The organism is Pseudomonas sp. P2S-1, from assembly GCF_057197725.1.
Genome location: NZ_CM170068.1, coordinates 4,448,908 through 4,473,486 on the forward strand (window position 1 = coordinate 4,448,908; position 24,579 = coordinate 4,473,486).

Sequence of the window (24,579 nt, forward strand, 5' to 3'; positions counted from 1 at the left end):
TGCTGACGATGGATTCAAAGACACGAGGTAAAACCATGTTCTACGTGCAACGCGATGCGGCTGGCCAGTTACTTCGGGTCGAAGCGGCTGCCTTTGCCGAGGCCACGGAAATGCTCCCGGCCGATCACGCCGAGGTCCAGGAGTGGTTCGCTGACGATGTGGTGGAGAACAGCCTCAAGCAGCTCAAGCAGAGCGACCTGGACATGATCCGGGTGCTGGAGGACCTGATCGATGTGCTGACCACCAAGGGCGTGATCAGCATCACCGACCTGCCGCCGGGCGCCCAGGCCAAGCTGCTCAACCGCAATACGGCACGGGCGGCGCTTGGCGGGTTGAACAACCTGATCGACGAAGACGAGCATGGCGGGTTGATCTGACTCAACGCGATCCCTGTGGGAGCTGGCTTGCCAGCGATTGCGTCAGTCCGGACAACATCGCTGTCATTGCCGGCCTCATCGCTGGCAAGCCAGCTCCCACAGGTTCCGAGCCGACCATAAGATTTGTGTTCAGCGCCAAGGCGCCGGTTCGCCCACCAGGCGGCCCTGCACGCCCTGGATCTCCATCTCCCGCAGTACCTGCAATTCCCCTTCGGTTTCCACGCGCTCGGCGATCAGCGGCAGGTCGATGCTGTGGGCTGCACGCTGCACGGCCTCGATGAAGATGCGCTTGTGCTGCTCCTCGTCGATGGCACGGATGTAGCTGCCGTCGATTTTCAGGTAGGCCAGGCCCAGGTGCGCCAGGTTGCCGATCATGCTGAAGCGCCCACCAAAGTGCTGCAGGCTGAGGCTGAACCCCAAGCCGCGCAGGCGTCGGGTCAGCTGTTCCAGCACCGCCTGTTCCGGCAACTGCTCTTCGGCGATTTCCAGCGTCAGGCGCGGCCCGAGGCTGGCATGCTGGCCCAGCAGGTCGAAGACCTTCTGCAGGCTGGCCGGATTGGCCACGGTGGTCGCCGAGAGGTTCAGCGCCAGCGATTGGTCATGCCCGTGCATCTGCTTGAGCACCTTCTCCAGCATCACCAGGTCAAGGCGGGTGGCCCAGCCGAAACGCTCCAGCGCCGGCAGGAAGCGCCCGGCGGCAATGGCTTCGCCACGCTCGTCGATCAGGCGCGAGAGCACCTTGTAGTGCAGCACGCGGTCGAGGTGGTTGCTGTCCACCACCGGCTGGAAGAACAGCTCGAAACGGCCCTGGGCAAGCGCTTCGTCCAGCAGCGTATGCCATTGTCGGTGGGTGTCGCTGGCCTGGGTCGCAGAACCCTGCTCCAGGCACACCCAGGACGGCTCGGGCTGGCTCTGGGCCCGGGCCAGGGCCTCGTCGGCCAGTTGCAGCAGGGCCTTGGGCTCATCACCCGGGCTGAACGGCGCCAGGCCAATGCAGGCAGACGGGGTGACATCGGAAATACCGCGCAAACCAGCGTCCAGGGTCTCTGCCAGGCGAATCGCATCGTCGTGGCTCAGCCCCGGCGCGAGCACAGCGAATTCGCCACCGCGGCTACGGGTGATCAGATTGTTGGTTTCCGGGAAGCCGGCACAGATGCCCTTCAACTGCTGGCCGACCGCCTGCAACAGCTGGTCGGTACGCTGGCCGCCGAGGCGCTGGTTGAGGCCAGCCAGGTCCTGCACTCGCAACAGCAGCAGATAGCCGTCACGGGCTTCTTCCAGATTGCTGACCCGGGCATTCAGCTGCATCTCGAAGTAACGCCGGTTGGCCAGGCCGGTGAGGCTGTCCTGGTACGACTCGACCCGCAGCTTCTCGCTGCGCTCGGCCTGCTCCTGGTACAGCGCCTTGAGCTTCTCGACCATCTGGTTCATGGCCTGCACCACCCGGCGCAGCTCCGGAGTGCGCGGCAGGTCCGGCAGGCTAAGGAATTCACGACGAGCGATGGCGTGGGACTGCTCGACCATGTAGTCCAGCGGCCGCAACTGGCGGCGCAGCAACAGCGCCCCGGCGATCGCACTGAGGGCACCGCACAGCAGCAGCCAGCCGAGGCTGCCAAGGGCGCTCTGCCACAGCTTGGCGAGGGCGAACATCGGGTGGCTGACCACCTCGACCCGCGCCGCCTGCTGCCAGCCGCGCATGACGATGGCGTCACCGCCCGCCGCCTCCAGGCCGATCAGTTGGATGAACCACTGCGGCACGCCCATCGGATCGGGGTCGGCATGGCGCTCCACCAGCACCGCATTGGAGCCGAGGTCGACCACGCGGATGCTCGCGTAATAGCCACTGTCGAAGATCGAGCTGACCATCAGCTCGACCATCGCCGGGTCATCCAGGTTCGGCGTCAGCGACAGCGCCAGCGCCGTGGCGGCGTCCTGGGCGTGGGAGCGCAGCTGGTTGACGTACTGACTGCGCGAGCTTTCCAGGCTGACCATGAAGCTGCCACTGAAGGCGATCACCAGGAACAGGCAGATGGCGAGCAGCAATTGTTTGAACAGTGACATCGGAGCTCCTCAGTAGACCGGCTCGGCAGGGAATCCCTCCGCCTGCATCTTTTTCAACAGATCCTGCCAACGCGACAGGCGCTTGGTATCGCCGACTTTCTTGTTGCCCGCCGCGCCGGTCAGCCACAGGCCCTCGCCGTTGAAGGCGTAGACCGGCAGCAGGTCGGGACGCTGGCTGGCCGGCTTGATGGCATCCATCAGGCTGTCGAGGACCAAAGGCATGGCGTCAGGGCTGGAATAGTAGGTCAGGACCATGTGCGCGCGGTTCTGGCGCAGGGCCTTGACGTAGGTGATGCGCAATTTGTCGGCAGGAACGCCGAGTCGACGCAGGCTGAAGTACTTGGCGATGGCGTAGTCCTCGCAGTCACCGGCGCCCTTGAGCAGCGACTGGATCGGCGTCGCCCAGTAATCGACTTCGTGCCACAGGTCGATGTCTTCCTCATAGCGCAACTGACGGTTGAAGAACTGGTTGACCACCTGCAGCTTCTCGGCCTCGCCGAGCTGCTTCTGCGTCGCCAGCAGTTGCTGCCAGGCGTCGATACGCTGCTGGCCGGCGCCGAGCGGGCCATAGAGGGCCGCGGCCTTGCGGCTGATCTGGGAGAAATCCCAGTCCGCGCGAAGCCCGCCCAGCAGCGCCAGGCCAAGCAGCAGGGCGAGCCCCGCCCGGCGCATGGTCAGATAAATGGCCCAACGTATCGCCAAGGCAGACTGTCCGCGAAATCCCTGGAAACGGCGATGGTGCCGCCAGATCAGGGAAAAAACAATGGCGCAGGACAATCATGGCGCCATCACTCTTTCCGGCGTCCGACAATCGGTTGACGCCCGGACCGGCGAGACACTTTCAATCACTCTAAAGTTCATTCAGGATTAGCCCCCGATTCAGCCGCAGGCCTTTGCCCACGTGAAGCGAACCGCTTCTGCCAGCGCCTTGGGCCCTCCCGGTTTGACAACAAACGTACCCCTCACTAGCGTGATTGGATCCAATCTCGCTCCAAATGCAGGACAACACCAGCGTGGCCGGAAAAACCAAACTCCTGAGCAGCATCCTGGGTGACGAACAGGTGCCCGCGCACCTGGCCCGCAGCGTGATCGAAGAGCGTTTGCGCAGCGCCATCCTCGATGGTCGCCTGGCGCCCGGGATGGCCATCCGCCAACAGGAGCTGGCAACGCTGTTCGGGGTCAGCCGCATGCCGGTCCGGGAGGCGCTGCGCCAGTTGGAGGCGCAAGGGCTGCTGAGCGTTGTCGCGCACAAGGGCGCTGTAGTTGCGCCATTGATCGGCGAGGACGCGGTGGATACCTACGAGCTGCGCACGCTGCTGGAAACCGAGGCCCTGCGCCAGTCGATCCCCTTGCTCGACGCCGAGGACATCGCCCAGGCCCGCGGCTATATCGCGCAACTGGAAAACGAAACCCGGCATGCCGAGATCGGCCGCCTGAACCGGCTGTTCCACATGAGCCTGTACAGCAAGGCGCACAACAAGAAGCTGCTGCGCCTGATCGACAACGAGTTGCTGCAGGAGGAACGCTTCCTGCGTTTCCACCTGTCGTCCATGGGCCTGGGCAAGCTGACCCAGGACGATCACAACGGGCTGGTCGATGCCGCCAGTGACAAGGCGATCGACGAGGCAGTGGCGGTACTGCATCGTCATCTCGACAAGGGCATGCGGACCATCCGTGACTACCTGGACAAGACCGGCAAGTAACTGCCCCCGCTTCCTTTCCCCTCCCGAGCCCGGTTTTGCCCAGGCCCTGAAAAGACAAAACCCCTGTCTGCAAGGCAGACAGGGGTTTCGGAATGAATCTTGACGATGACCTACTCTCACATGGAGAAGCTCCACACTACCATCGGCGATGCATCGTTTCACTGCTGAGTTCGGGATGGGATCAGGTGGTTCCAACGCTCTATGTTCGTCAAGAAATTCTGTGTGCCGATCCGTCGTCAGGCGACAGCTCAGCGAAATCTTGGTACTTCTACTAAAAGACAAAACCCCTACCTGCATTCGCAGATAGGGGTTTCGGAATTGAATCTTGACGATGACCTACTCTCACATGGAGAAGCTCCACACTACCATCGGCGATGCATCGTTTCACTGCTGAGTTCGGGATGGGATCAGGTGGTTCCAATGCTCTATGGTCGTCAAGAAATTCTGTGTGCCAAATCGTCTTTCGACGCTTCAGCAAATCGGGTATGTGATATTTGTGGTTTGCACGAACTTTCGGTTCATTGCGTCTTCACCACCACAATTCGGCTTACGCGCAAATTGCTTGGGTGTTATATGGTCAAGCCTCACGGGCAATTAGTATTGGTTAGCTCAACGCCTCACAGCGCTTACACACCCAACCTATCAACGTCGTAGTCTTCGACGGCCCTTCAGGGAACTCAAGGTTCCAGTGAGATCTCATCTTGAGGCAAGTTTCCCGCTTAGATGCTTTCAGCGGTTATCTCTTCCGAACATAGCTACCCGGCAATGCCACTGGCGTGACAACCGGAACACCAGAGGTTCGTCCACTCCGGTCCTCTCGTACTAGGAGCAGCCCCTCTCAAATCTCAAACGTCCACGGCAGATAGGGACCGAACTGTCTCACGACGTTCTAAACCCAGCTCGCGTACCACTTTAAATGGCGAACAGCCATACCCTTGGGACCGGCTTCAGCCCCAGGATGTGATGAGCCGACATCGAGGTGCCAAACACCGCCGTCGATATGAACTCTTGGGCGGTATCAGCCTGTTATCCCCGGAGTACCTTTTATCCGTTGAGCGATGGCCCTTCCATACAGAACCACCGGATCACTAAGACCTACTTTCGTACCTGCTCGACGTGTCTGTCTCGCAGTCAAGCGCGCTTTTGCCTTTATACTCTACGACCGATTTCCGACCGGTCTGAGCGCACCTTCGTACTCCTCCGTTACTCTTTAGGAGGAGACCGCCCCAGTCAAACTACCCACCATACACTGTCCTCGATCCGGATAACGGACCTGAGTTAGAACCTCAAAGTTGCCAGGGTGGTATTTCAAGGATGGCTCCACGCGAACTGGCGTCCACGCTTCAAAGCCTCCCACCTATCCTACACAAGCAAATTCAAAGTCCAGTGCAAAGCTATAGTAAAGGTTCACGGGGTCTTTCCGTCTAGCCGCGGATACACTGCATCTTCACAGCGATTTCAATTTCACTGAGTCTCGGGTGGAGACAGCGCCGCCATCGTTACGCCATTCGTGCAGGTCGGAACTTACCCGACAAGGAATTTCGCTACCTTAGGACCGTTATAGTTACGGCCGCCGTTTACCGGGGCTTCGATCAAGAGCTTCGCGTTAGCTAACCCCATCAATTAACCTTCCGGCACCGGGCAGGCGTCACACCCTATACGTCCACTTTCGTGTTTGCAGAGTGCTGTGTTTTTAATAAACAGTCGCAGCGGCCTGGTATCTTCGACCGGCATGGGCTTACGGAGCAAGTCCTTCACCCTCGCCGGCGCACCTTCTCCCGAAGTTACGGTGCCATTTTGCCTAGTTCCTTCACCCGAGTTCTCTCAAGCGCCTTGGTATTCTCTACCCAACCACCTGTGTCGGTTTGGGGTACGGTTCCCGGTTATCTGAAGCTTAGAAGCTTTTCTTGGAAGCATGGCATCAACCACTTCGTCGCCTAAAGGCAACTCGTCATCAGCTCTCGGCCTTGAAATCCCGGATTTACCTAAGATCCCAGCCTACCACCTTAAACTTGGACAACCAACGCCAAGCTGGCCTAGCCTTCTCCGTCCCTCCATCGCAATAACCGGAAGTACAGGAATATTAACCTGTTTTCCATCGACTACGCTTTTCAGCCTCGCCTTAGGGACCGACTAACCCTGCGTCGATTAACGTTGCGCAGGAAACCTTGGTCTTTCGGCGTGGGAGTTTTTCACTCCCATTGTCGTTACTCATGTCAGCATTCGCACTTCTGATACCTCCAGCAAGCTTCTCAACTCACCTTCACAGGCTTACAGAACGCTCCTCTACCGCATCACCTAAGTGATACCCGTAGCTTCGGTGCATGGTTTGAGCCCCGTTACATCTTCCGCGCAGGCCGACTCGACTAGTGAGCTATTACGCTTTCTTTAAAGGGTGGCTGCTTCTAAGCCAACCTCCTAGCTGTCTAAGCCTTCCCACATCGTTTCCCACTTAACCATGACTTTGGGACCTTAGCTGACGGTCTGGGTTGTTTCCCTTTTCACGACGGACGTTAGCACCCGCCGTGTGTCTCCCATGCTCGGCACTTCCAGGTATTCGGAGTTTGCATCGGTTTGGTAAGTCGGGATGACCCCCTAGCCGAAACAGTGCTCTACCCCCTGGAGTGATACATGAGGCGCTACCTAAATAGCTTTCGAGGAGAACCAGCTATCTCCGAGCTTGATTAGCCTTTCACTCCGATCCACAGGTCATCCGCTAACTTTTCAACGGTAGTCGGTTCGGTCCTCCAGTCAGTGTTACCTAACCTTCAACCTGCCCATGGATAGATCGCCCGGTTTCGGGTCTATACCCAGCGACTAAACGCCCTATTAAGACTCGCTTTCGCTACGCCTCCCCTATTCGGTTAAGCTCGCCACTGAATATAAGTCGCTGACCCATTATACAAAAGGTACGCAGTCACCTAACAAAGTAGGCTCCCACTGCTTGTACGCATACGGTTTCAGGTTCTATTTCACTCCCCTCTCCGGGGTTCTTTTCGCCTTTCCCTCACGGTACTGGTTCACTATCGGTCAGTCAGTAGTATTTAGCCTTGGAGGATGGTCCCCCCATATTCAGACAAAGTTTCTCGTGCTCCGTCCTACTCGATTTCATTGACAAGAGATTTTCGTGTACGGGGCTATCACCCACTATGGCGGCACTTTCCAGAGCCTTCCACTAATCTCAAATCAACTTAAGGGCTAGTCCCCGTTCGCTCGCCACTACTAAGGGAATCTCGGTTGATTTCTTTTCCTCAGGGTACTTAGATGTTTCAGTTCCCCTGGTTCGCCTCTTGCACCTATGTATTCAGTGCAAGATACTCAGCTTGTGCTGAGTGGGTTCCCCCATTCAGAGATCTCTGGATCACAGTCTGTTTGCCGACTCCCCAAAGCTTATCGCAGGCTACCACGTCTTTCATCGCCTCTGACTGCCAAGGCATCCACCGTATGCGCTTCTTCACTTGACCATATAACCCCAAGCAATCTGGTTATACTGTGAAGACGACATTCGCCGAAAATTCATGACAAAAACTCACAAATTTTACCTTAGCCTGAATCAACACCAGTGAAAGTGTCGTTCAGTCTATTTCTATCACATACCCAAATTTTTAAAGAACGGACCAGTCAACAAAGACTAGAAATCAACATTCGATGCGAATGCTCATTTCTAAGCTTTAATCAGGAGTTTCAAGCAGATTATGGTGGAGCCAAGCGGGATCGAACCGCTGACCTCCTGCGTGCAAGGCAGGCGCTCTCCCAGCTGAGCTATGGCCCCAGACTGAGGCTAACGTGTAACTTAATTGGTGGGTCTGGGCAGATTCGAACTGCCGACCTCACCCTTATCAGGGGTGCGCTCTAACCAACTGAGCTACAGACCCAATAAGCTGCTTTCCGTCTTCTTCAATGAATCAAGCAATTCGTGTGGGAGCTCATGATACGGCTGATGTCGTCGATTAAGGAGGTGATCCAGCCGCAGGTTCCCCTACGGCTACCTTGTTACGACTTCACCCCAGTCATGAATCACACCGTGGTAACCGTCCTCCCGAAGGTTAGACTAGCTACTTCTGGTGCAACCCACTCCCATGGTGTGACGGGCGGTGTGTACAAGGCCCGGGAACGTATTCACCGCGACATTCTGATTCGCGATTACTAGCGATTCCGACTTCACGCAGTCGAGTTGCAGACTGCGATCCGGACTACGATCGGTTTTGTGAGATTAGCTCCACCTCGCGGCTTGGCAACCCTCTGTACCGACCATTGTAGCACGTGTGTAGCCCAGGCCGTAAGGGCCATGATGACTTGACGTCATCCCCACCTTCCTCCGGTTTGTCACCGGCAGTCTCCTTAGAGTGCCCACCATAACGTGCTGGTAACTAAGGACAAGGGTTGCGCTCGTTACGGGACTTAACCCAACATCTCACGACACGAGCTGACGACAGCCATGCAGCACCTGTGTCAGAGTTCCCGAAGGCACCAATCCATCTCTGGAAAGTTCTCTGCATGTCAAGGCCTGGTAAGGTTCTTCGCGTTGCTTCGAATTAAACCACATGCTCCACCGCTTGTGCGGGCCCCCGTCAATTCATTTGAGTTTTAACCTTGCGGCCGTACTCCCCAGGCGGTCAACTTAATGCGTTAGCTGCGCCACTAAAATCTCAAGGATTCCAACGGCTAGTTGACATCGTTTACGGCGTGGACTACCAGGGTATCTAATCCTGTTTGCTCCCCACGCTTTCGCACCTCAGTGTCAGTATGAGCCCAGGTGGTCGCCTTCGCCACTGGTGTTCCTTCCTATATCTACGCATTTCACCGCTACACAGGAAATTCCACCACCCTCTGCCCTACTCTAGCTCGCCAGTTTTGGATGCAGTTCCCAGGTTGAGCCCGGGGCTTTCACATTCAACTTAACGAACCACCTACGCGCGCTTTACGCCCAGTAATTCCGATTAACGCTTGCACCCTCTGTATTACCGCGGCTGCTGGCACAGAGTTAGCCGGTGCTTATTCTGTCGGTAACGTCAAAACAGCAAGGTATTCGCTTACTGCCCTTCCTCCCAACTTAAAGTGCTTTACAATCCGAAGACCTTCTTCACACACGCGGCATGGCTGGATCAGGCTTTCGCCCATTGTCCAATATTCCCCACTGCTGCCTCCCGTAGGAGTCTGGACCGTGTCTCAGTTCCAGTGTGACTGATCATCCTCTCAGACCAGTTACGGATCGTCGCCTTGGTGAGCCATTACCTCACCAACTAGCTAATCCGACCTAGGCTCATCTGATAGCGCAAGGCCCGAAGGTCCCCTGCTTTCTCCCGTAGGACGTATGCGGTATTAGCGTTCCTTTCGAAACGTTGTCCCCCACTACCAGGCAGATTCCTAGGCATTACTCACCCGTCCGCCGCTAACTCGAAGAGCAAGCTCTTCTCATCCGCTCGACTTGCATGTGTTAGGCCTGCCGCCAGCGTTCAATCTGAGCCATGATCAAACTCTTCAGTTCAATACTGCTTGGGTTTTGAGAAAACCCTAAACTTGGCTCAGCAATCTCAAAATGAACTATTTCGATTTCTCGTATAGTCACTTGTGATGCTGATAATCTTTCTGACTATCAGTCCATTATCACAAGCACCCACACGAATTGCTTGATTCAGTTGTTAAAGAGCGGTGGTTGAAGTCTTTCGCCTCAACCGAGGCGCGCATTCTACGCTTTCCTCAGAGTCTGTCAAGCGTTTATTTTGAAGTCTTTCAGAATTTCTCTTTGAACTTCAACCACTTGACTCGCTGCGATCTCTCGTTAGCGGGAGGCGAATTCTACAGCGTTACAACCTGCTGTCAACCACCTTTTTCAACCGCTTTCGGAGAAGACCGAAACACTTCCTACACTCTCCAGAACATCTAACTCGTTGAATCTCAAGGAGTTTTCCGTTCCGACTGCGCCGGAAGTGGGGCGAATTATAGAGAAACCAAATGGGGCGTCAAGCATTAATTTGAAATTGATTCAAATCAGTCCTGACGCCCCCTTTTGCCTCTATATATAGAGGCCGGCGCTCAAAGCACACCAGCCTCACGCAGTTGCTGGATAGCCTCGGCCTCAAGGCCCAGGACCCCAGCCAGGATCTGCTCGGTATGCTCGCCCAGCAGCGGCGGCGCATTGCGGTACTCCACCGGCGTTTGCGAAAGCCGGATCGGACTGGCCACCTGCGGAACGGTCCCGGCCAGCGGATGGGGTATATCGATAGCCAGCCCGCGGGCCTGCACCTGCGGATCGGCAAACATCTGCGCCAGATCATTGATCGGCCCACAAGGCACGCCCGCCAGCTCCAGCTGACTGACCCACTCGGCCGTGGTCTTGAACACCGTGGCCTGGCGAATCAGCGGAATCAGCTCGGCCCGGTTGGCCACCCGCAGCTTGTTGGTGGCGAACCGCGGATCGTCTGCCCACTGCGGCTGACCGGCCACCTCGGCAAACTTGCGGAATTGCCCATCGTTACCCACGGTCAGGATGAAATCTCCATCCGCAGTAGGAAAGTCCTGATAAGGCACGATGTTCGGATGCGCATTCCCCAGCCGACGCGGCGGTGTACCGGTGGTGAGGTAGTTCATCGCCTGGTTGGCCAGGCACGCCACCTGCACATCCAGCAAGGCCATGTCGATATGCTGCCCGCCGCCCTGCTGCTCGCTATGGGCGAGGGCGGCGAGGATCGCCACCGTCGAATACAGCCCGGTCAGGATATCCGTCAGCGCCACCCCGACCTTCACCGGCCCGGCACCGTCCTCACCTTCAGGGCGCCCGGTCAGGCTCATCAGACCGCCCAGCCCCTGGATCATGAAGTCATACCCGGCGCGCTTGGCATAAGGACCGGTCTGACCGAAACCGGTAATGGAGCAATAGATCAGGTTCGGATTGATCTGACGGAGGCTTTCGTAGTCCAGCCCATAGGCAGCCAGGCCACCCACCTTGAAGTTCTCGATGACCACATCGGACTTCGCCGCCAGCTCACGCACCAGCTTCTGACCCTCGGCCTGGGTGAAGTCGATGGTCACCGACCGCTTGTTGCGGTTGGCCGACAGGTAGTAAGCCGCCTCGCTGGTGTTCTCGCCGCTGCTGTCTTTAAGGAAGGGCGGCCCCCAGGCGCGGGTATCGTCCCCGCTGCCTGGCCGCTCGACCTTGATGACCTCAGCCCCCAGATCCGCAAGGATCTGACCGGACCAGGGCCCGGCCAGTACCCGCGACAGATCCAGGACCCGCAGATGAGAAAGCGCGCCCATGGACTGTCTCCTTATTAATAGAAGGCCTGGATGCCGGTCTGCGCACGACCGAGGATCAGCGCATGCACGTCGTGGGTGCCTTCGTAGGTGTTGACCACCTCGAGGTTGACCAGGTGACGGGCTACGCCGAACTCGTCGGAGATGCCGTTGCCACCCAGCATGTCCCGGGCCAGGCGCGCGATGTCCAGGGCCTTGCCGCAAGAGTTGCGTTTCATGATCGAAGTGATCTCCACCGCTGCCGTGCCTTCGTCCTTCATCCGCCCCAGGCGCAGGCAGCCCTGCAGGCCCAGGGTGATCTCGGTCTGCATGTCGGCCAGCTTCTTCTGGATCAGCTGGTTCGCCGCCAGCGGGCGACCGAATTGCTGACGGTCCAGGGTGTATTGGCGTGCGGTGTGCCAGCAGGCTTCGGCGGCGCCCAGGGCCCCCCAGGAGATGCCATAGCGCGCCGAGTTCAGGCAGGTGAACGGACCTTTCAGGCCACGCACATCCGGGAAGATGTTCTCTTCCGGCACGAAGACGTTGTCCATGACGATCTCGCCGGTGATCGACGCCCGCAGGCCGACCTTGCCGTGGATCGCCGGAGCGCTCAGGCCCTGCCAGCCTTTCTCCAGCACGAAGCCGCGGATATCGCCGGCATCGTCCTTGGCCCAGACCACGAAGACATCGGCGATCGGGCTGTTGGTGATCCACATCTTGGCGCCGCTCAGGCGGTAGCCGCCATCCACTTTCTTCGCACGGGTGATCATCGAGCCCGGGTCGGAACCATGGTTAGGCTCGGTCAGACCGAAGCAGCCGATCCACTCGCCGCTGGCCAGCTTCGGCAGGTACTTCTGTTTCTGTGCCTCGGTACCGAATTCATTGATCGGCACCATCACCAGCGAGGACTGCACGCTCATCATCGAGCGGTAGCCGGAGTCGATACGCTCCACTTCACGGGCGATCAGGCCGTAGCACACGTAGTTCAGACCGCTGCCGCCGTACTGCTCGGGGATGGTCGCGCCCAGCAGGCCGACTTCACCCATTTCGCGGAAGATCGCAGGATCGGTCTGTTCATGACGGAAGGCTTCCAGCACACGGGGTGCCAGCTTGTCCTGGGCGAAGCTGTAGGCGCTGTCACGCACCATGCGCTCCTCTTCGGTGAGCTGCTGATCCAGGAGCAGCGGGTCGATCCAGTTGAAGCTTGCTTTGCCGGCCATGTGGGAGTCCTCGAAGTAGGAAAGGAATGATTTTTGTCGTGCATTGATCCTAGGCCCGAACGGGCAGGGCGACAAACGAGGATTCCGCAACCTCTTGTGCTAATTTCTCACTTCGTAATGGTGTCGAAGGCCATTTCATAGCCTGATTAGTGAGGTTGACGTATATGCGGCGCAAGATCCCCAGCACCACGGCCCTGGTCTGCTTCGAGGCCGCAGCGCGCCACGAGAGCTTTACCAAGGCGGCGCAGGAACTGTCGCTGACCCAGGGCGCCGTCTGTCGGCAGATCGGCGGGCTGGAGGAGTTTCTCAATGTCGAGCTGTTCCGCCGCTCGCGCCGCGGGGTGAAGCTCACCGAAGCCGGCCTGTCCTACAGCCGCCGGGTGGCGACCCAGCTCGATGCCGTGGAACGCGACACCCTGTCGGTCATGGGCCAGCAGGGCGCCAATGTGATCGAACTGGCGGTGGTGCCCACCTTCGGCACCCAGTGGCTGCTGCCGCGCCTGAAGGATTTCCAGCAACGCCACCCGGAGGTCACGGTCAACCTGACCAACCGCACCCGTCCCTTCCTGTTCGCCGACACCAGCTTCGATGCCGCCATCTACTTCGGGGACGCTGACTGGTCCGGCACGCAATCCCACAGGTTGATGGGGGAAAATCCGGTCCCGGTGTGCAGTCCGTCGCTTTTGGGCAAGCACGGCAAGCTCGACCCGCAGATCATTGCCCAGCTCCCCCTGCTGCAACAGACCACTCGGCCCTATGCCTGGCGCCAGTGGTTCAACAGCCTGGAGATGAACGTCGCCAGGGACATGACAGGCCCGCGCTATGAACTATTCTCGATGTTGGCCCAGGCGGCTATGCACGACATGGGCGTCGCACTGATCCCGCCGTTCCTGATCCAGCGCGAACTGGAGGAGGGCAGGCTGGTAATCGCCAACTCCCACGGGCTGTCCAGCATCAAGGCGTATTACCTGATGATCCCGGAAAGAAAGGTCGAATCGGCCTCCCTGCGCGCTTTCCGCGATTGGCTGGTGACCGAGGCACAGCGCTATGCCGCGGCGCACAAGGACCAAAGGGACTAGCTGACCCGGTAGTCAATTAAATTGAACACCTACAGATATAAGGAAATGTCGCAGTTGCGACAACTGTTTTGGTCGCTCGAAAAAAGCCCTACAACCCCAGTGTTTACGGGGCTTTAACCCTCAAAAACGACCTATTTCGTCCTCTCCACGAAAATTGTCAGAAAATTTTTAAAAATTCTCCTAATGTCGCTAAAGCCCGTGCTTGGCGGGCTTGAGCCTGTCCGTTGCGACATGTGGTCACAGGGTGACTTGTAGTTTCGATAAAGTTTCCATTCAGAACCCATTGAAGCGATCCGGGATCGCTTGCAAAATGCCGCGCCCCGCCTCTTTCAGGCGGGATCGTGCTGATCGGCCGCCCCAGACGCACCATCCGTAGTGCGCTGGTTCAACAACAAAGATCACGCAGGAGAAATGACGTGCACATTGGTGTTCCTCTCGAAACGCAGACGGGCGAAACACGGGTCGCTGCCACTCCCGAAACCATCAAGAAACTGGTGGGCCAGGGTCATCAGGTCACTGTCGAGCGCGGAGCCGGCGTCAATGCCAGCATTCCGGACAGTGCCTACGAGGCAGTCGGGGCCGTACTTGGAAGCGCCGCCGATGCGTTTGGCGCGCAACTGGTCCTCAAGGTCGTAGCGCCCAACGACAGCGAACTGGGCCAGATCAAGAGCGGTGCGGTGCTTGCCGGCATGCTCAATCCGTTCAACAACGAGCTCATCGCCAAGATGGCCGAACGCGGCATCACCGCCTTCGCCCTCGAAGCCGCGCCGCGCACTTCCCGGGCCCAGAGCCTGGACGTGCTGTCCTCGCAGGCCAACATTGCCGGTTACAAGGCGGTGTTGCTGGCTGCTCACCACTATCCACGCTTCATGCCGATGCTGATGACTGCCGCCGGTACGGTGAAAGCCGCCCGCGTGCTGATTCTCGGTGCCGGTGTGGCCGGCCTGCAGGCCATCGCCACGGCCAAGCGCCTGGGTGCGGTGATCGAGGCATCGGACGTGCGCCCGGCGGTGAAGGAGCAGATCGAGTCCCTCGGTGCCAAGTTCATCGATGTGCCGTACGAGACCGACGAGGAGCGCGACTGCGCCGTGGGCGTCGGCGGTTATGCCCGGCCCATGCCGGCCAGCTGGATGCAACGCCAGGCCCAGGCCGTGCATGAGCGCGCCAAACAGGCCGATATCGTCATCACCACCGCGCTGATCCCGGGCCGCAAGGCACCGACCCTGCTCAGCGCGGAGACCGTGGCGCAGATGAAGCCCGGCTCGGTGGTCATCGACCTCGCCGCGGCCCAGGGCGGCAACTGCCCACTGACCGTCGCCGACCAGGTCGTCATCGAGAACGGCGTGACCATCGTCGGCCCGACCAACCTGCCGGCCCAGGTCGGCGCGGACGCCTCGGCGCTGTACGCCCGCAACCTGCTGGACTTCATGAAGCTGCTGTTCGACAAGGACGGCGCGCTGACGATCAACCTCGAAGACGACATCGTCGCCGCGTGCCTGATGTGCCGCGACGGCCAGGTCATCCGCAAGAACGGATAAGGAGCAGGGCAATGGAAGACATGCTGATTTCCCACGGCGTCTATAACCTGATCATCTTCGTGCTGGCGATCTATGTCGGCTACCACGTGGTCTGGAACGTCACGCCTGCGCTGCACACCCCGCTGATGGCGGTGACCAACGCCATTTCCGCGATCGTCATCGTCGGCGCCATGCTCGCCGCCGCCCTGACCGTCACCCCGCTGGGCAAGGTCATGGGCACCCTCGCGGTGGCCCTGGCGGCGGTCAACGTGTTCGGTGGATTCCTCGTCACCCGGCGCATGCTGGAGATGTTCAAGAAGAAGGCCGCGAAGGCTGAGGGGCAGAAGTAAAGATGAGCATGAACCTGGTAACACTTCTCTACCTGGTGGCGTCGGTCTGCTTCATCCAGGCCCTGAAAGGCCTGTCGCACCCGACCACCTCCCGTCGCGGCAACCTGTTCGGCATGCTCGGCATGGCCCTGGCGGTGTTCACCACCGTCGGCCTGATCTACAAGCTGGGCGCCGAGCTGGCCACTGATGGCATCGCCTATGTGCTGGTCGGCCTGCTGGTCGGTGGTAGCGCCGGGGCGATCATGGCCAAGCGCGTGGAAATGACCAAGATGCCGGAGCTGGTGGCGTTCATGCACAGCATGATCGGCCTGGCTGCGGTGTTCATCGCCATTGCCGCCGTGGTCGAACCGCAGTCCCTGGGTATCGTCAGCGCCATCAGCGACCCGATCCCGACCGGCAACCGCCTGGAGCTGTTCCTCGGCGCAGCCATCGGTGCGGTCACCTTCTCCGGTTCGGTGATCGCCTTCGGCAAGCTCTCCGGCAAGTACAAGTTCCGCCTGTTCCAGGGCGCACCGGTACAGTTCGCCGGGCAGCACAAGCTGAACCTGGTGCTGGGCCTGGCCACCATCGGCCTCGGCCTGGTGTTCACCTTCACCGGCAACTACACCGCCTTCGCCGTGATGCTGGCCCTGGCCTTCGTCATGGGCGTGCTGATCATCATCCCGATCGGCGGCGCCGACATGCCGGTGGTGGTGTCGATGCTCAACAGTTACTCGGGCTGGGCGGCGGCCGGTATCGGCTTCTCGCTGAACAACTCGATGCTGATCATCGCCGGCTCGCTGGTGGGCTCGTCCGGTGCCATCCTCTCGTACATCATGTGCAAGGCGATGAACCGTTCCTTCTTCAATGTAATCCTCGGCGGATTCGGCGGTGCGGCGGATGCCGGCGGCCCGGCGGGAGCACAGGAAGCGCGCCCGGTGAAGTCCGGCTCCGCCGACGACGCCACCTTCCTGCTGAGCAACGCCGACACCGTGATCATCGTGCCCGGCTACGGCCTGGCGGTGGCCCGTGCCCAGCACGCGCTGAAGGAACTGACCGAGAAGCTGACCCACGCTGGCGTGACCGTGAAGTACGCGATCCACCCGGTGGCCGGTCGCATGCCCGGACATATGAACGTACTCCTGGCGGAAGCCGAAGTGCCGTATGACCAGGTGTTCGAGATGGAGGACATCAACTCCGAGTTCGGCCAGGCCGACGTGGTCCTGGTGCTGGGCGCCAACGACGTGGTCAACCCGGCGGCGAAGAACGATCCGAAGTCGCCGATCGCCGGCATGCCGATCCTCGAGGCCTTCAAGGCCAAGACCATCATCGTCAACAAGCGCTCGATGGCCAGCGGCTATGCCGGCCTGGACAACGAACTGTTCTACCTCGACAAGACCATGATGGTCTTCGGCGATGCCAAGAAGGTCATCGAGGACATGGTCAAGGCCGTCGAATAACCACCTTTTCCCGCTGTGACAAAAAGCCCCGGTTCGGCAACGACCGGGGCTTTTTCATGCCCGGCCTGCCGACGGAAGGCTCTATTTCAGGGCTTCACCTACGACCTTGGTCGTGGGACGAGTCTTTGGGAAAGCAATAGACTGCGCTCCTGGTTTCAATACCCGAGATAACAATCCATGTACCGTGATCGTATTCGCTTGTCCTCGCTGCACAGTAAAGTCATGAGCGCCGCCGATGCCGCCGGCCTGATCGAGGACGGCATGACCGTCGGCATGAGCGGTTTCACCCGTGCCGGTGAAGCCAAGGCCGTTCCCCACGCACTGGCCGAGCGCGCCAAACAGTCGCCGCTGAAGATCAGCCTGATGACCGGCGCCAGCCTGGGCAACGACCTCGACAAGGAACTGACCGAAGCCGGCGTCCTGGCGCGGCGCATGCCGTTCCAGGTGGACAGCACCCTGCGCAAGGCGATCAACGACGGCAAGGTGATGTTCATCGACCAGCACCTGTCGGAAACCGTCGAGCAACTGCGCAACCAGCAGCTCAAGCTGCCGGACATCGCGGTCATCGAGGCGGTGGCGATCACTGAACAAGGCCATATCGTGCCGACCACCTCGGTCGGCAACTCGGCGAGCTTCGCCATCTTCGCCAAGCAGGTGATCATCGAGATCAACATGGCGCACAACGCCAACCTCGAAGGCCTGCACGACATCTATATCCCGACCTACCGTCCGACCCGTACGCCGATCCCGCTGGTGAAGGTCGACGACCGCATCGGCAGCACCGCAATCCCGATCGACCCGGCGAAAATCGTCGGCATCGTCATCACCGAGCAGGCCGACTCGCCGTCCACCGTGACGCCGCCGGACGAAGAAACCCAGGGCATCGCCAACCACCTGATCAACTTCCTTAAAGAGGAAGTGGCGGCAGGGCGCATGACCAACAAGCTCGGCCCGCTGCAGGCCGGCATCGGCAACATCGCCAACGCAGTGATGTGCGGCCTGATCGAGTCGCCGTTCGAAGAGCTGACCATGTACTCCGAAGTGCTGCAGGACTCGACCTTCGACCTGATCGACGCCGGCAAGCTGAGCTTCGCCTCGGGCAGCTCGATCACCCTGTCGAGCCGGCGCAATGCCGACGTGTTCGGCAACCTCGAGCGCTACAAGGACAAGCTGGTGCTGCGCCCGCAGGAAATCTCCAACCACCCTGAAGTGGTGCGCCGCCTGGGCATCATCGGCATCAACACCGCGCTGGAGTTCGACCTGTACGGCAACGTCAACTCCACCCACGTCTGCGGCACGCGGATGATGAACGGCATCGGCGGCTCGGGCGACTTCGCTCGCAACGCGCACCTGGCCATCTTCGTCACCAAGTCGATCGCCAAGGGCGGCGCGATTTCCAGCGTGGTGCCGATGGTCAGCCACGTCGACCACACCGAGCACGATGTGGACATCCTCGTCACCGAGCAGGGCCTGGCCGACCTGCGCGGCCTGGCACCGCGCGAGCGGGCCCGGGCGATCATCGACAACTGTGTGCACCCGAGCTACCGCGACGCGCTGAATGACTACTTCACCCGCGCCTGCGAACGTGGTGGTCACACCCCGCATATCCTGCGAGAAGCCCTCGTCTGGCATGAAAACCTGGAAGAAACCGGGCGCATGCTGGCCGTTTAACCCGCGAAAACTGTTCAGTCGACAAGGTGCAATGCCTGTCGACTGAGCAGTTCGTTGAACTGACTTGCAAAAACTGTACTACTGTACCGCTCAAAATCCCCTGTTTTCTCGCCACCCACTCCCCCAAAACAGTAAAAATGCACCATTAGTGCGCACACCGGTACAGTTGCGTGCATTTCGAGTGCAACAGTGCCTATAAACAGTTAACTGGACCATCACAATGCAGGCGAACTGTATCTACTGTTATGGACGACAGAGGAGGATCATTGGCATCAGTTAAATCACTATCTAATCCCGCCATAAGCGGAAGGAAGCACATCATGGAACGTACCCTCAGTTCCGGTCTGGTTTTCGAAAGCAACGCCCAACAATCCAAAGCTGCCCTGCCACTGCGCCTGCTGGCCAACCTGGTCCTCTGGCAACGTCGCATCTCCAGCCGCCATCAACTGGCTCGCCTGGACGCTCGCCTGCTGGCTGACGCCGGTATCAGCGAAGCACAGCGTTACGAAGAGCTGAGCAAGCCTTTCTGGCGTTGATGCAAGGCCCGCCGGCCATGGCCGGCACCGAATTCCGAAAACCCGTCGCAGGTGACTGCGACGGGTTTTTTTCATTCTGAAATCCGCGGAATAGAGCGCTTCCGTGCACACCGGTACAGTTTCTGAAAAATCTAAATCGACCTTAACAGTTGAACTAAACGCCGTTTCGCCTGTTACGTGTTACGCTTTTTTTCACACGCGTCGACGCAAGGCGTAGCGCAGGCAACCGAGCGCGCGTCTGACACTTTGATAGACCCAAGTCCTACTTCAGGAGATCGACCATGATCCGTACCCGTCTGCTGGGCGCCGCCCTGTTCCTGGCCCTGGCTTCTACTGCCCACGCCACCAGCTTTGTCGTGACCACCGATTCCCTGGTCGGCGCCTTGAAGGCCACTTCCGACGCCACCTCCGACGTGACCTCGTCGTTCCGCGACGACAAGGTGGTGCGCGCCGCCCGTGACGACGCCGCCAGCTTCGTCGCCAGCAACGGTGATATCCGTGGCGTGAAACTGGAAAGCGCCTTTGCCCATATCCGCCAGCAAGCGCCGACCCTGCAGGCCAGCGACGCGCAACTGGCCCAGGCGATCCTCGCGCTGTAAGCCGGACACACCAGGCAACACCCTGCAAAACAGCCGGGCCAACCGCTCTGGTCCGGGCTGTTGGCATGGGATAGCCTTGGACACCTTGTGTTTCCAAGGGGCATTTCTTTCCCATGCGTTATCTGTTTTTGCTGATTGCACTGTTCGGGCCCGTCACCGCCCAGGCCTTCGACATGACCACCGCCGCCAGCGTCATCGGCGGCTACGCCACCAGCCAGGTGACCAGCGCACCCTTCGATCGCAAATGGGTGCAGGTCGCCCGCGATGATGCCGCAGCCTATGTCGCCAGCGATGGCCAGGTTCGCGGTGCGCAGCTGGAATCGGTCATTCGCCGGCTGCGCCAGGAACACCCCGAACTTCATGCCGGCGACCTTGAACTGGCGCAGGCAATTCTCGTCCAATGAACACCCCTGTTTCCCCGGAGAAGTTCCATGCGTAACCCGCTGATCGCCGCCACCCTCGGCTTCCTCCTGCTGGCCGATGTGGCCCAGGCCCACACCCTGGTGGCTACCAGCAATATCATCGTCCGCGCCTTTGGCCGTTCGATCGATTTCACCTCGGACACCACCACTTCGATCCGCGACTCCAAGGTGGTACGCGAAGCCCGTGACGACGCCGCCAGCTTCGTCGCCAGCAACGGCGATATCCGTGGCGCGCAACTGGAAGCCGCCTTCGACACCCTGCGCCAGCGCGTCCCCGAAGCGCGTGACGCCAGCGACCAGGTTCTGGCCGAAGCCATCCTCGCGCTGTGAAATCCCTCCGTGCCTGGCTGTTGGGCGGCGCACTGGCGCTGCTCGGCAGCCCCGCCCTGGCCGACCTGCAACTGCGGTTGCAAGACGACGGCCTGAGCGCGGCCCAGCACCAGGCGACCCAGGCACTGCTCGACGGAGCCCTGCAAAAGCTTCCCCCCAGCTTCAAGACCCGACTGGACCGCACGGTCACCGTCAGTTGGGACGCACGCATGCCGGAAGATGCCTACGGCCAGGCTTCGCTGGTCTCGACCCTGGCCCTGAACCGGCACCTGCTGCCGAGCCTCACCGACGGCAGCGCCGCCACCACGCAGACCGGTCGCCCCCACGGCACGGTGCGCGAGGAGCTGCTGGCCACCGTCCTGCATGAACTGACCCATATCTACGACCGCGCCCGCCTGTGGGCAGCGGACCAGCGTCGGCTGATCGTCCAGTGTCGGCGCCAGCTCGACAGCCAGGGCAAGGTCGGCCTGCGTGACGAATGCCGTGGCCAGCCGGAAAGGCGCTTCACCCTCAGCGATGATCCACGCCTGCTCGACCTGGCCGGCTGGCCGCAGTACGTCGGCCGGCGCGGCGAACGCGAACAGCAGAACCATCAGGACGTACGCTCCCCGGACAGCTACGAGCTGAGCAGCCCCAAGGAATTCATCGCGGTCAACATGGAGTACTTCCTCCTCGACCCGAGCTACGCCTGCCGCCGCCCGGCGCTGCACGCCTACCTGAGCAAGCACTTCGGCTGGGCACCGGCGCATCCGCCCTGCTCGCCGGAATTGCCCTACCTCAACGCCGGAAACGACTTCGCCAAGCAGCCCCTGGGCTATATCGACCCGGAGCGCGTCTACTCGGTGGATTACCTGCTGGCCGAAGCCAACCAGAACTGGGTCAGCCGTTGGGGCCACAGCATGCTGCGCCTGGTGATCTGCGCCCCGGGCCGGCCGCGTGGGCCGGATTGCCGGCTGGACCTGGACCAGCACCTGGTGCTGTCCTATCGCGCCTTCGTCAACGATGTGCAGCTGTCCAGTTGGGGCGGGCTGGTCGGCTCCTATCCGTCACGGCTGTTCGTCCTGCCCCTGGGCCAGGTCATCGACGAGTACACCAAGACCGAGCTGCGCAGCCTGTCCTCGGTGCCGCTCAAGCTGTCCCGCGAGGAGCTGGAAAACCTGGTGCGCCAAGCCCTGGAGATGCACTGGAGCTATGACGGCAACTACTACTTCCTGTCCAACAACTGCGCGGTGGAGACCCTCAAGGTGCTGCGCAGCGGTACCGCCAACCCGCAGCTGACCAGCCTCGACAACATCATGCCCAACGGCCTGCTGGAAGTGCTGCAGGGCCGTGGCCTGGCCGATACCAGCGTGCTCGATGATCCCCGCGAGGCGCTGCGCCTGGGTTATCGCTTCGACTCCTACCGCGACCGCTTCGATGCGATGTTCAAGATCCTCAAGCAGCAGTTGCCGATCCCCCAGACCACCGTCGAAGCCTGGCTGGAGCAGGACGCCGAACAGCGCCGTACCTGGTTCGAGCGTGCCGACCTGCGCACCAGCGCCGCCATGCTCCTACTCGAACAGGCGGCCCTGCGCCGGCAGTTGCTGCTGGCCCAGGACGAGGTCAAGCAGCGTTACCTGAGCGGGCGCTCGACAAATGACCAGCGGGTCGACAAGGCCAACCAGACCTTGCAGCAGATCCTCGCCAACAGCGGCTTCCTCAGCAAACCGGCGGAATTGCTGGGGCAGGGCGGCTACGGCTTGCCCCAGGCGCAGGAGCGCGAGCAGTTGCTGGAGAGCAGCCGCGAGCGCCAGGCGCAGCTGCAGACCCTGAGCGTCGACCTCGACAAGGAAGCCCGGGCGCTGCTCGGCCCCGAGCGCGACAAGGAAATCCGCGCCGTGGAAGCCAACACCCGGCTGATCGGCGACCACCTGCGTGCCCTGCACAAGGCCTCAGGGGGGCTTGAGCTGCCCTGAGTCAGATCGACTCGTGTTCTTCACCGGGCAATTGTTCGTCCAGGTGCAGCCAGGGCAGGCGGCTGACCGTCCAGATATGACGGTCGGGGCGCACCGCAGCCGGGTCATCGAGGGTGGTGATGGTGATATCGATGGTTTCCGGGCTCAGATCAGTGGTCAACGCCAGATGGGCGCCACAGCGACTGCAGAAATAACGCACACAACTGGCGGATGAGTCGTAGCGCTGCGGGGTGCCGGTCAGCCACTGGAAGGCGGAGCAGGGCACCGTGGCCCAGGTGATCAGCAGCCCGCCCGAGACCTTGCGGCAGATCGAGCAATGGCAGTGGGCGATGTCGGTCAGCGGGCTGTCGACCCGGTAGCGCAGGGCGCCGCAATGGCAGCCGCCTTCTTGGTGTTGGCTCATCTCGGTGGGCACTCCTTCGCGGGATTCAGTGATTTTTGTCGTGTCTCTGATGGCCTCATCGCTGGCAAGCCAGCTCCCACAGGTTTCGCGGTGCACGCGGCCCTGAGGTGAAAATGAAGCTTTCAGCATCGAAAGCTGGCTGAAAGCTTAGGCCCTTAGCATCGCCTCACCACCGGCAAAGCGACCGGCGCGCCAGGGCATCCGAATTTAGAAAAGGAGCCCGGCCTACTCAACAAGAACAATGGTGATTCCGATGTCTTTCCGTACCGTCCTGCGCCCGCAATTCCCCCCGCTACTCCAGCCCCAGCGCCCAACCCGCTGATCCGTCCGTCTCGTCCCGTCCCGACGCACCTACGCCTGGAGTACTCCCCATGCTGACCTTCCTCGGCTTCGCCATGGTCATCACCTTCATGTACCTGATCATGACCAAGCGCCTGTCGGCCTTGATCGCGCTGATCCTGGTACCGATCCTGTTCGCCCTGTTCGGCGGTTTTTCCAGCAAGATCGGCCCAATGATGCTGGAAGGCATCAGCAAGCTGGCGCCAACCGGCGTGATGCTGATGTTCGCCATCCTGTACTTCGCCCTGATGATCGACTCCGGCCTGTTCGACCCGGCCGTGCGCAAGATCCTCAAGCTGGTCAAGGGCGACCCGCTGAAAGTCTCGGTCGGCACCGCCGTGCTGGCCCTGGTCGTCTCCCTCGACGGCGACGGCGCCACCACCTACATGATCTGCTGCGCCGCCATGCTGCCGCTGTACAGCCGCCTGGGCATGAGCCCGCGGATCATGGCCGGCCTGATCATCCTCGCCGGCGGGGTGATGAACATGACGCCCTGGGGCGGCCCGACCGCCCGCGCCGCCAGTGCCCTGCACGTCGACCCGTCGGATATCTTCGTGCCGATGATCCCGGCCATGCTCGCCGGCGTTGTGGCCATCCTCGCCATCGCCTACATGTACGGCAAGCGCGAACGCGCCCGTCTCGGCGAACTGCACCTGCCGGGTGACGAAATCGACCACAGCGAAATCACCGTGTCCCAGTTCCCGGATGCCCGTCGTCCGAAACTGCTGTGGTTCAACGGCGCCCTGACCGCCGTCCTGATGGTCGCGCTGATCGCCGGCCTGCTGCCGCTGCCGGTGCTGTTCATGATCGCCTTCAGTATCGCGATGATCGTCAACTACCCGTGCCTGCAACAGCAGAAGGACCGTATCGCCGCCCACGCCGGCAGCGTCCTGGCGGTCACCGGCCTGATCTTCGCCGCCGGTATCTTCACCGGCATCCTGTCGGGCACCGGCATGGTCGAAGCCATGTCGAAAAGCCTGCTGGCAGTGATCCCGGATGCCCTGGGCCCGTACCTGGCGGTGATCACCGCGATCGTGAGCATGCCGTTCACCTTCTTCATGTCCAACGACGCCTTCTACTACGGCGTACTGCCCGTGCTGTCGGAAGCCGCCAGCCATTACGGCATCTCGCCGGTGGAAATGGCCCGCGCCTCGATCGTCGGGCAGCCGGTGCACCTGCTCAGCCCGCTGGTGCCGTCCACCTACCTGCTGGTGGCCCTGGCCGGTATCGAATTCGGCGATCACCAGCGCTTCACGCTGAAGTGGGCGGTGCTAGTCTGCCTGTGCATAATGTTCGCCGCGCTGCTGATGGGAATTTTCCCGCTGTTCAGTAGCCTCTAAGTAAA

At 60.5% G+C, this 24,579-nt stretch carries 18 protein-coding genes, 2 tRNA genes and 4 rRNA genes; 13 read left to right on the top strand and 11 right to left on the bottom strand.

What is annotated here, in order from left to right:
- Nucleotides 1–35: 35 nt before the first annotated feature.
- The gene (locus AC2CQI_RS19805) at nt 36–377 is read left to right on the top strand and encodes a tryptophan synthase subunit beta (protein ID WP_075805241.1); all 342 of its coding nucleotides are present in this window, start codon (nt 36–38) and stop codon (nt 375–377) included.
- A 129-nt stretch (nt 378–506) separates the two neighbouring features.
- Here the strand turns inward: AC2CQI_RS19805 and lapD are convergent, their stop codons facing one another.
- Together lapD and lapG are read right to left on the bottom strand one after the other, a co-directional pair.
- On the bottom strand, nt 507–2,438 hold the full coding sequence (gene lapD, locus AC2CQI_RS19810; protein ID WP_484577656.1) for a cyclic di-GMP receptor LapD: 1,932 nt from the start codon (nt 2,436–2,438) through the stop codon (nt 507–509).
- A 9-nt stretch (nt 2,439–2,447) separates the two neighbouring features.
- Nucleotides 2,448–3,110 carry a cysteine protease LapG gene (gene lapG / locus AC2CQI_RS19815; RefSeq protein WP_086937255.1) on the bottom strand — a complete coding sequence of 221 codons (663 nt, stop codon included), beginning with the start codon at nt 3,108–3,110 and terminating at the stop codon, nt 2,448–2,450.
- A gap of 341 nt (nt 3,111–3,451) precedes the next feature.
- Between lapG and AC2CQI_RS19820 the strand changes: the two genes are divergently transcribed.
- Nucleotides 3,452–4,141 carry a GntR family transcriptional regulator gene (locus AC2CQI_RS19820; RefSeq protein WP_075805248.1) on the top strand — a complete coding sequence of 230 codons (690 nt, stop codon included), beginning with the start codon at nt 3,452–3,454 and terminating at the stop codon, nt 4,139–4,141.
- 97 nt (nt 4,142–4,238) lie between these two features.
- On the opposite strand, the gene rrf (AC2CQI_RS19825) is transcribed toward AC2CQI_RS19820, so the two are convergent.
- From rrf (AC2CQI_RS19825) to AC2CQI_RS19860, 8 genes are all read right to left on the bottom strand, one after another.
- Nucleotides 4,239–4,354, bottom strand: a 5S ribosomal RNA gene (gene rrf / locus AC2CQI_RS19825).
- 110 nt (nt 4,355–4,464) lie between these two features.
- A 5S ribosomal RNA gene (gene rrf, locus AC2CQI_RS19830) occupies nt 4,465–4,580 on the bottom strand.
- A 134-nt stretch (nt 4,581–4,714) separates the two neighbouring features.
- Nucleotides 4,715–7,605, bottom strand: a 23S ribosomal RNA gene (locus tag AC2CQI_RS19835).
- Between the two features lie 232 nt (nt 7,606–7,837).
- Nucleotides 7,838–7,913, bottom strand: a tRNA-Ala gene (locus tag AC2CQI_RS19840).
- Between the two features lie 26 nt (nt 7,914–7,939).
- Nucleotides 7,940–8,016: transfer RNA gene (locus tag AC2CQI_RS19845), tRNA-Ile, on the bottom strand.
- 76 nt (nt 8,017–8,092) lie between these two features.
- Nucleotides 8,093–9,629: ribosomal RNA gene (locus AC2CQI_RS19850) — 16S ribosomal RNA — on the bottom strand.
- Together the 16S, 23S and 5S rRNA genes with 2 tRNA genes alongside form the textbook arrangement of a ribosomal RNA operon.
- A gap of 548 nt (nt 9,630–10,177) precedes the next feature.
- Nucleotides 10,178–11,398: a CaiB/BaiF CoA transferase family protein gene (locus AC2CQI_RS19855; protein WP_484577657.1), complete on the bottom strand. Its 1,221-nt coding sequence runs from the start codon at nt 11,396–11,398 to the stop codon at nt 10,178–10,180.
- Between the two features lie 14 nt (nt 11,399–11,412).
- Complete coding sequence (locus AC2CQI_RS19860; RefSeq protein WP_075801962.1) at nt 11,413–12,594, bottom strand: acyl-CoA dehydrogenase; 1,182 nt, start codon at nt 12,592–12,594, stop codon at nt 11,413–11,415.
- A 164-nt stretch (nt 12,595–12,758) separates the two neighbouring features.
- Here AC2CQI_RS19860 and AC2CQI_RS19865 point away from each other — a divergent pair, with 164 nt between their 5' ends.
- From AC2CQI_RS19865 to AC2CQI_RS19910, 10 genes are all read left to right on the top strand, one after another.
- On the top strand, nt 12,759–13,673 hold the full coding sequence (locus AC2CQI_RS19865; protein ID WP_075801963.1) for a LysR family transcriptional regulator: 915 nt from the start codon (nt 12,759–12,761) through the stop codon (nt 13,671–13,673).
- Nucleotides 13,674–14,089: 416 nt separating this feature from the next.
- On the top strand, nt 14,090–15,211 hold the full coding sequence (locus AC2CQI_RS19870; protein ID WP_075801964.1) for a Re/Si-specific NAD(P)(+) transhydrogenase subunit alpha: 1,122 nt from the start codon (nt 14,090–14,092) through the stop codon (nt 15,209–15,211).
- An 11-nt stretch (nt 15,212–15,222) separates the two neighbouring features.
- Nucleotides 15,223–15,540, top strand: coding sequence for an NAD(P) transhydrogenase subunit alpha part 2 (locus AC2CQI_RS19875; protein WP_009403440.1), 318 nt, complete (start codon nt 15,223–15,225; stop codon nt 15,538–15,540).
- Between the two features lie 2 nt (nt 15,541–15,542).
- Nucleotides 15,543–16,979, top strand: a complete 1,437-nt coding sequence (locus AC2CQI_RS19880) for an NAD(P)(+) transhydrogenase (Re/Si-specific) subunit beta (RefSeq protein WP_075801966.1) — start codon at nt 15,543–15,545, stop codon at nt 16,977–16,979.
- Nucleotides 16,980–17,156: 177 nt separating this feature from the next.
- Entirely contained in the window at nt 17,157–18,650 is a 1,494-nt protein-coding gene (gene scpC, locus AC2CQI_RS19885) for a succinyl-CoA:acetate CoA-transferase ScpC (protein WP_075801967.1), read from the top strand.
- A 320-nt stretch (nt 18,651–18,970) separates the two neighbouring features.
- Nucleotides 18,971–19,186, top strand: a complete 216-nt coding sequence (locus AC2CQI_RS19890) for a DUF1127 domain-containing protein (protein WP_009403437.1) — start codon at nt 18,971–18,973, stop codon at nt 19,184–19,186.
- 281 nt (nt 19,187–19,467) lie between these two features.
- Entirely contained in the window at nt 19,468–19,785 is a 318-nt protein-coding gene (locus tag AC2CQI_RS19895) for a DUF2388 domain-containing protein (protein WP_075801968.1), read from the top strand.
- Nucleotides 19,786–19,898: 113 nt separating this feature from the next.
- Nucleotides 19,899–20,189: a DUF2388 domain-containing protein gene (locus AC2CQI_RS19900; RefSeq protein WP_484577658.1), complete on the top strand. Its 291-nt coding sequence runs from the start codon at nt 19,899–19,901 to the stop codon at nt 20,187–20,189.
- 27 nt (nt 20,190–20,216) lie between these two features.
- Entirely contained in the window at nt 20,217–20,537 is a 321-nt protein-coding gene (locus tag AC2CQI_RS19905; RefSeq protein WP_075801970.1) for a DUF2388 domain-containing protein, read from the top strand.
- Nucleotides 20,534–22,492 carry a DUF7844 domain-containing protein gene (locus AC2CQI_RS19910; protein WP_484577659.1) on the top strand — a complete coding sequence of 653 codons (1,959 nt, stop codon included), beginning with the start codon at nt 20,534–20,536 and terminating at the stop codon, nt 22,490–22,492. The genes AC2CQI_RS19905 and AC2CQI_RS19910 overlap by 4 nt, the downstream gene beginning before the upstream one ends.
- 1 nt (nt 22,493) lies before the next feature.
- On the opposite strand, the gene AC2CQI_RS19915 is transcribed toward AC2CQI_RS19910, so the two are convergent.
- Entirely contained in the window at nt 22,494–22,895 is a 402-nt protein-coding gene (locus AC2CQI_RS19915) for a GFA family protein (RefSeq protein ID WP_075801972.1), read from the bottom strand.
- Between the two features lie 371 nt (nt 22,896–23,266).
- On the opposite strand from AC2CQI_RS19915, the gene AC2CQI_RS19920 reads away from it, so the two are divergent.
- Nucleotides 23,267–24,574: a CitMHS family transporter gene (locus AC2CQI_RS19920; protein ID WP_075801973.1), complete on the top strand. Its 1,308-nt coding sequence runs from the start codon at nt 23,267–23,269 to the stop codon at nt 24,572–24,574.
- Nucleotides 24,575–24,579 lie beyond the last annotated feature (5 nt).

Excerpts from the sequence above, each read along its gene's own strand:
- AC2CQI_RS19805 (WP_075805241.1), top strand. The coding sequence starts at position 36 with ATGTTCTACGTGCAACGCGATGCGGCTGGCCAGTTACTTCGGGTCGAA.
- lapD (WP_484577656.1), bottom strand. The coding sequence starts at position 2,438 with ATGTCACTGTTCAAACAATTGCTGCTCGCCATCTGCCTGTTCCTGGTG.
- lapG (WP_086937255.1), bottom strand. The coding sequence starts at position 3,110 with ATGCGCCGGGCGGGGCTCGCCCTGCTGCTTGGCCTGGCGCTGCTGGGC.
- AC2CQI_RS19855 (WP_484577657.1), bottom strand. The coding sequence starts at position 11,398 with ATGGGCGCGCTTTCTCATCTGCGGGTCCTGGATCTGTCGCGGGTACTG.
- AC2CQI_RS19860 (WP_075801962.1), bottom strand. The coding sequence starts at position 12,594 with ATGGCCGGCAAAGCAAGCTTCAACTGGATCGACCCGCTGCTCCTGGAT.
- AC2CQI_RS19865 (WP_075801963.1), top strand. The coding sequence starts at position 12,759 with ATGCGGCGCAAGATCCCCAGCACCACGGCCCTGGTCTGCTTCGAGGCC.
- AC2CQI_RS19875 (WP_009403440.1), top strand. The coding sequence starts at position 15,223 with ATGGAAGACATGCTGATTTCCCACGGCGTCTATAACCTGATCATCTTC.
- AC2CQI_RS19880 (WP_075801966.1), top strand. The coding sequence starts at position 15,543 with ATGAGCATGAACCTGGTAACACTTCTCTACCTGGTGGCGTCGGTCTGC.
- scpC (WP_075801967.1), top strand. The coding sequence starts at position 17,157 with ATGTACCGTGATCGTATTCGCTTGTCCTCGCTGCACAGTAAAGTCATG.
- AC2CQI_RS19890 (WP_009403437.1), top strand. The coding sequence starts at position 18,971 with ATGGAACGTACCCTCAGTTCCGGTCTGGTTTTCGAAAGCAACGCCCAA.
- AC2CQI_RS19895 (WP_075801968.1), top strand. The coding sequence starts at position 19,468 with ATGATCCGTACCCGTCTGCTGGGCGCCGCCCTGTTCCTGGCCCTGGCT.
- AC2CQI_RS19900 (WP_484577658.1), top strand. The coding sequence starts at position 19,899 with ATGCGTTATCTGTTTTTGCTGATTGCACTGTTCGGGCCCGTCACCGCC.
- AC2CQI_RS19905 (WP_075801970.1), top strand. The coding sequence starts at position 20,217 with ATGCGTAACCCGCTGATCGCCGCCACCCTCGGCTTCCTCCTGCTGGCC.
- AC2CQI_RS19915 (WP_075801972.1), bottom strand. The coding sequence starts at position 22,895 with ATGAGCCAACACCAAGAAGGCGGCTGCCATTGCGGCGCCCTGCGCTAC.
- AC2CQI_RS19920 (WP_075801973.1), top strand. The coding sequence starts at position 23,267 with ATGCTGACCTTCCTCGGCTTCGCCATGGTCATCACCTTCATGTACCTG.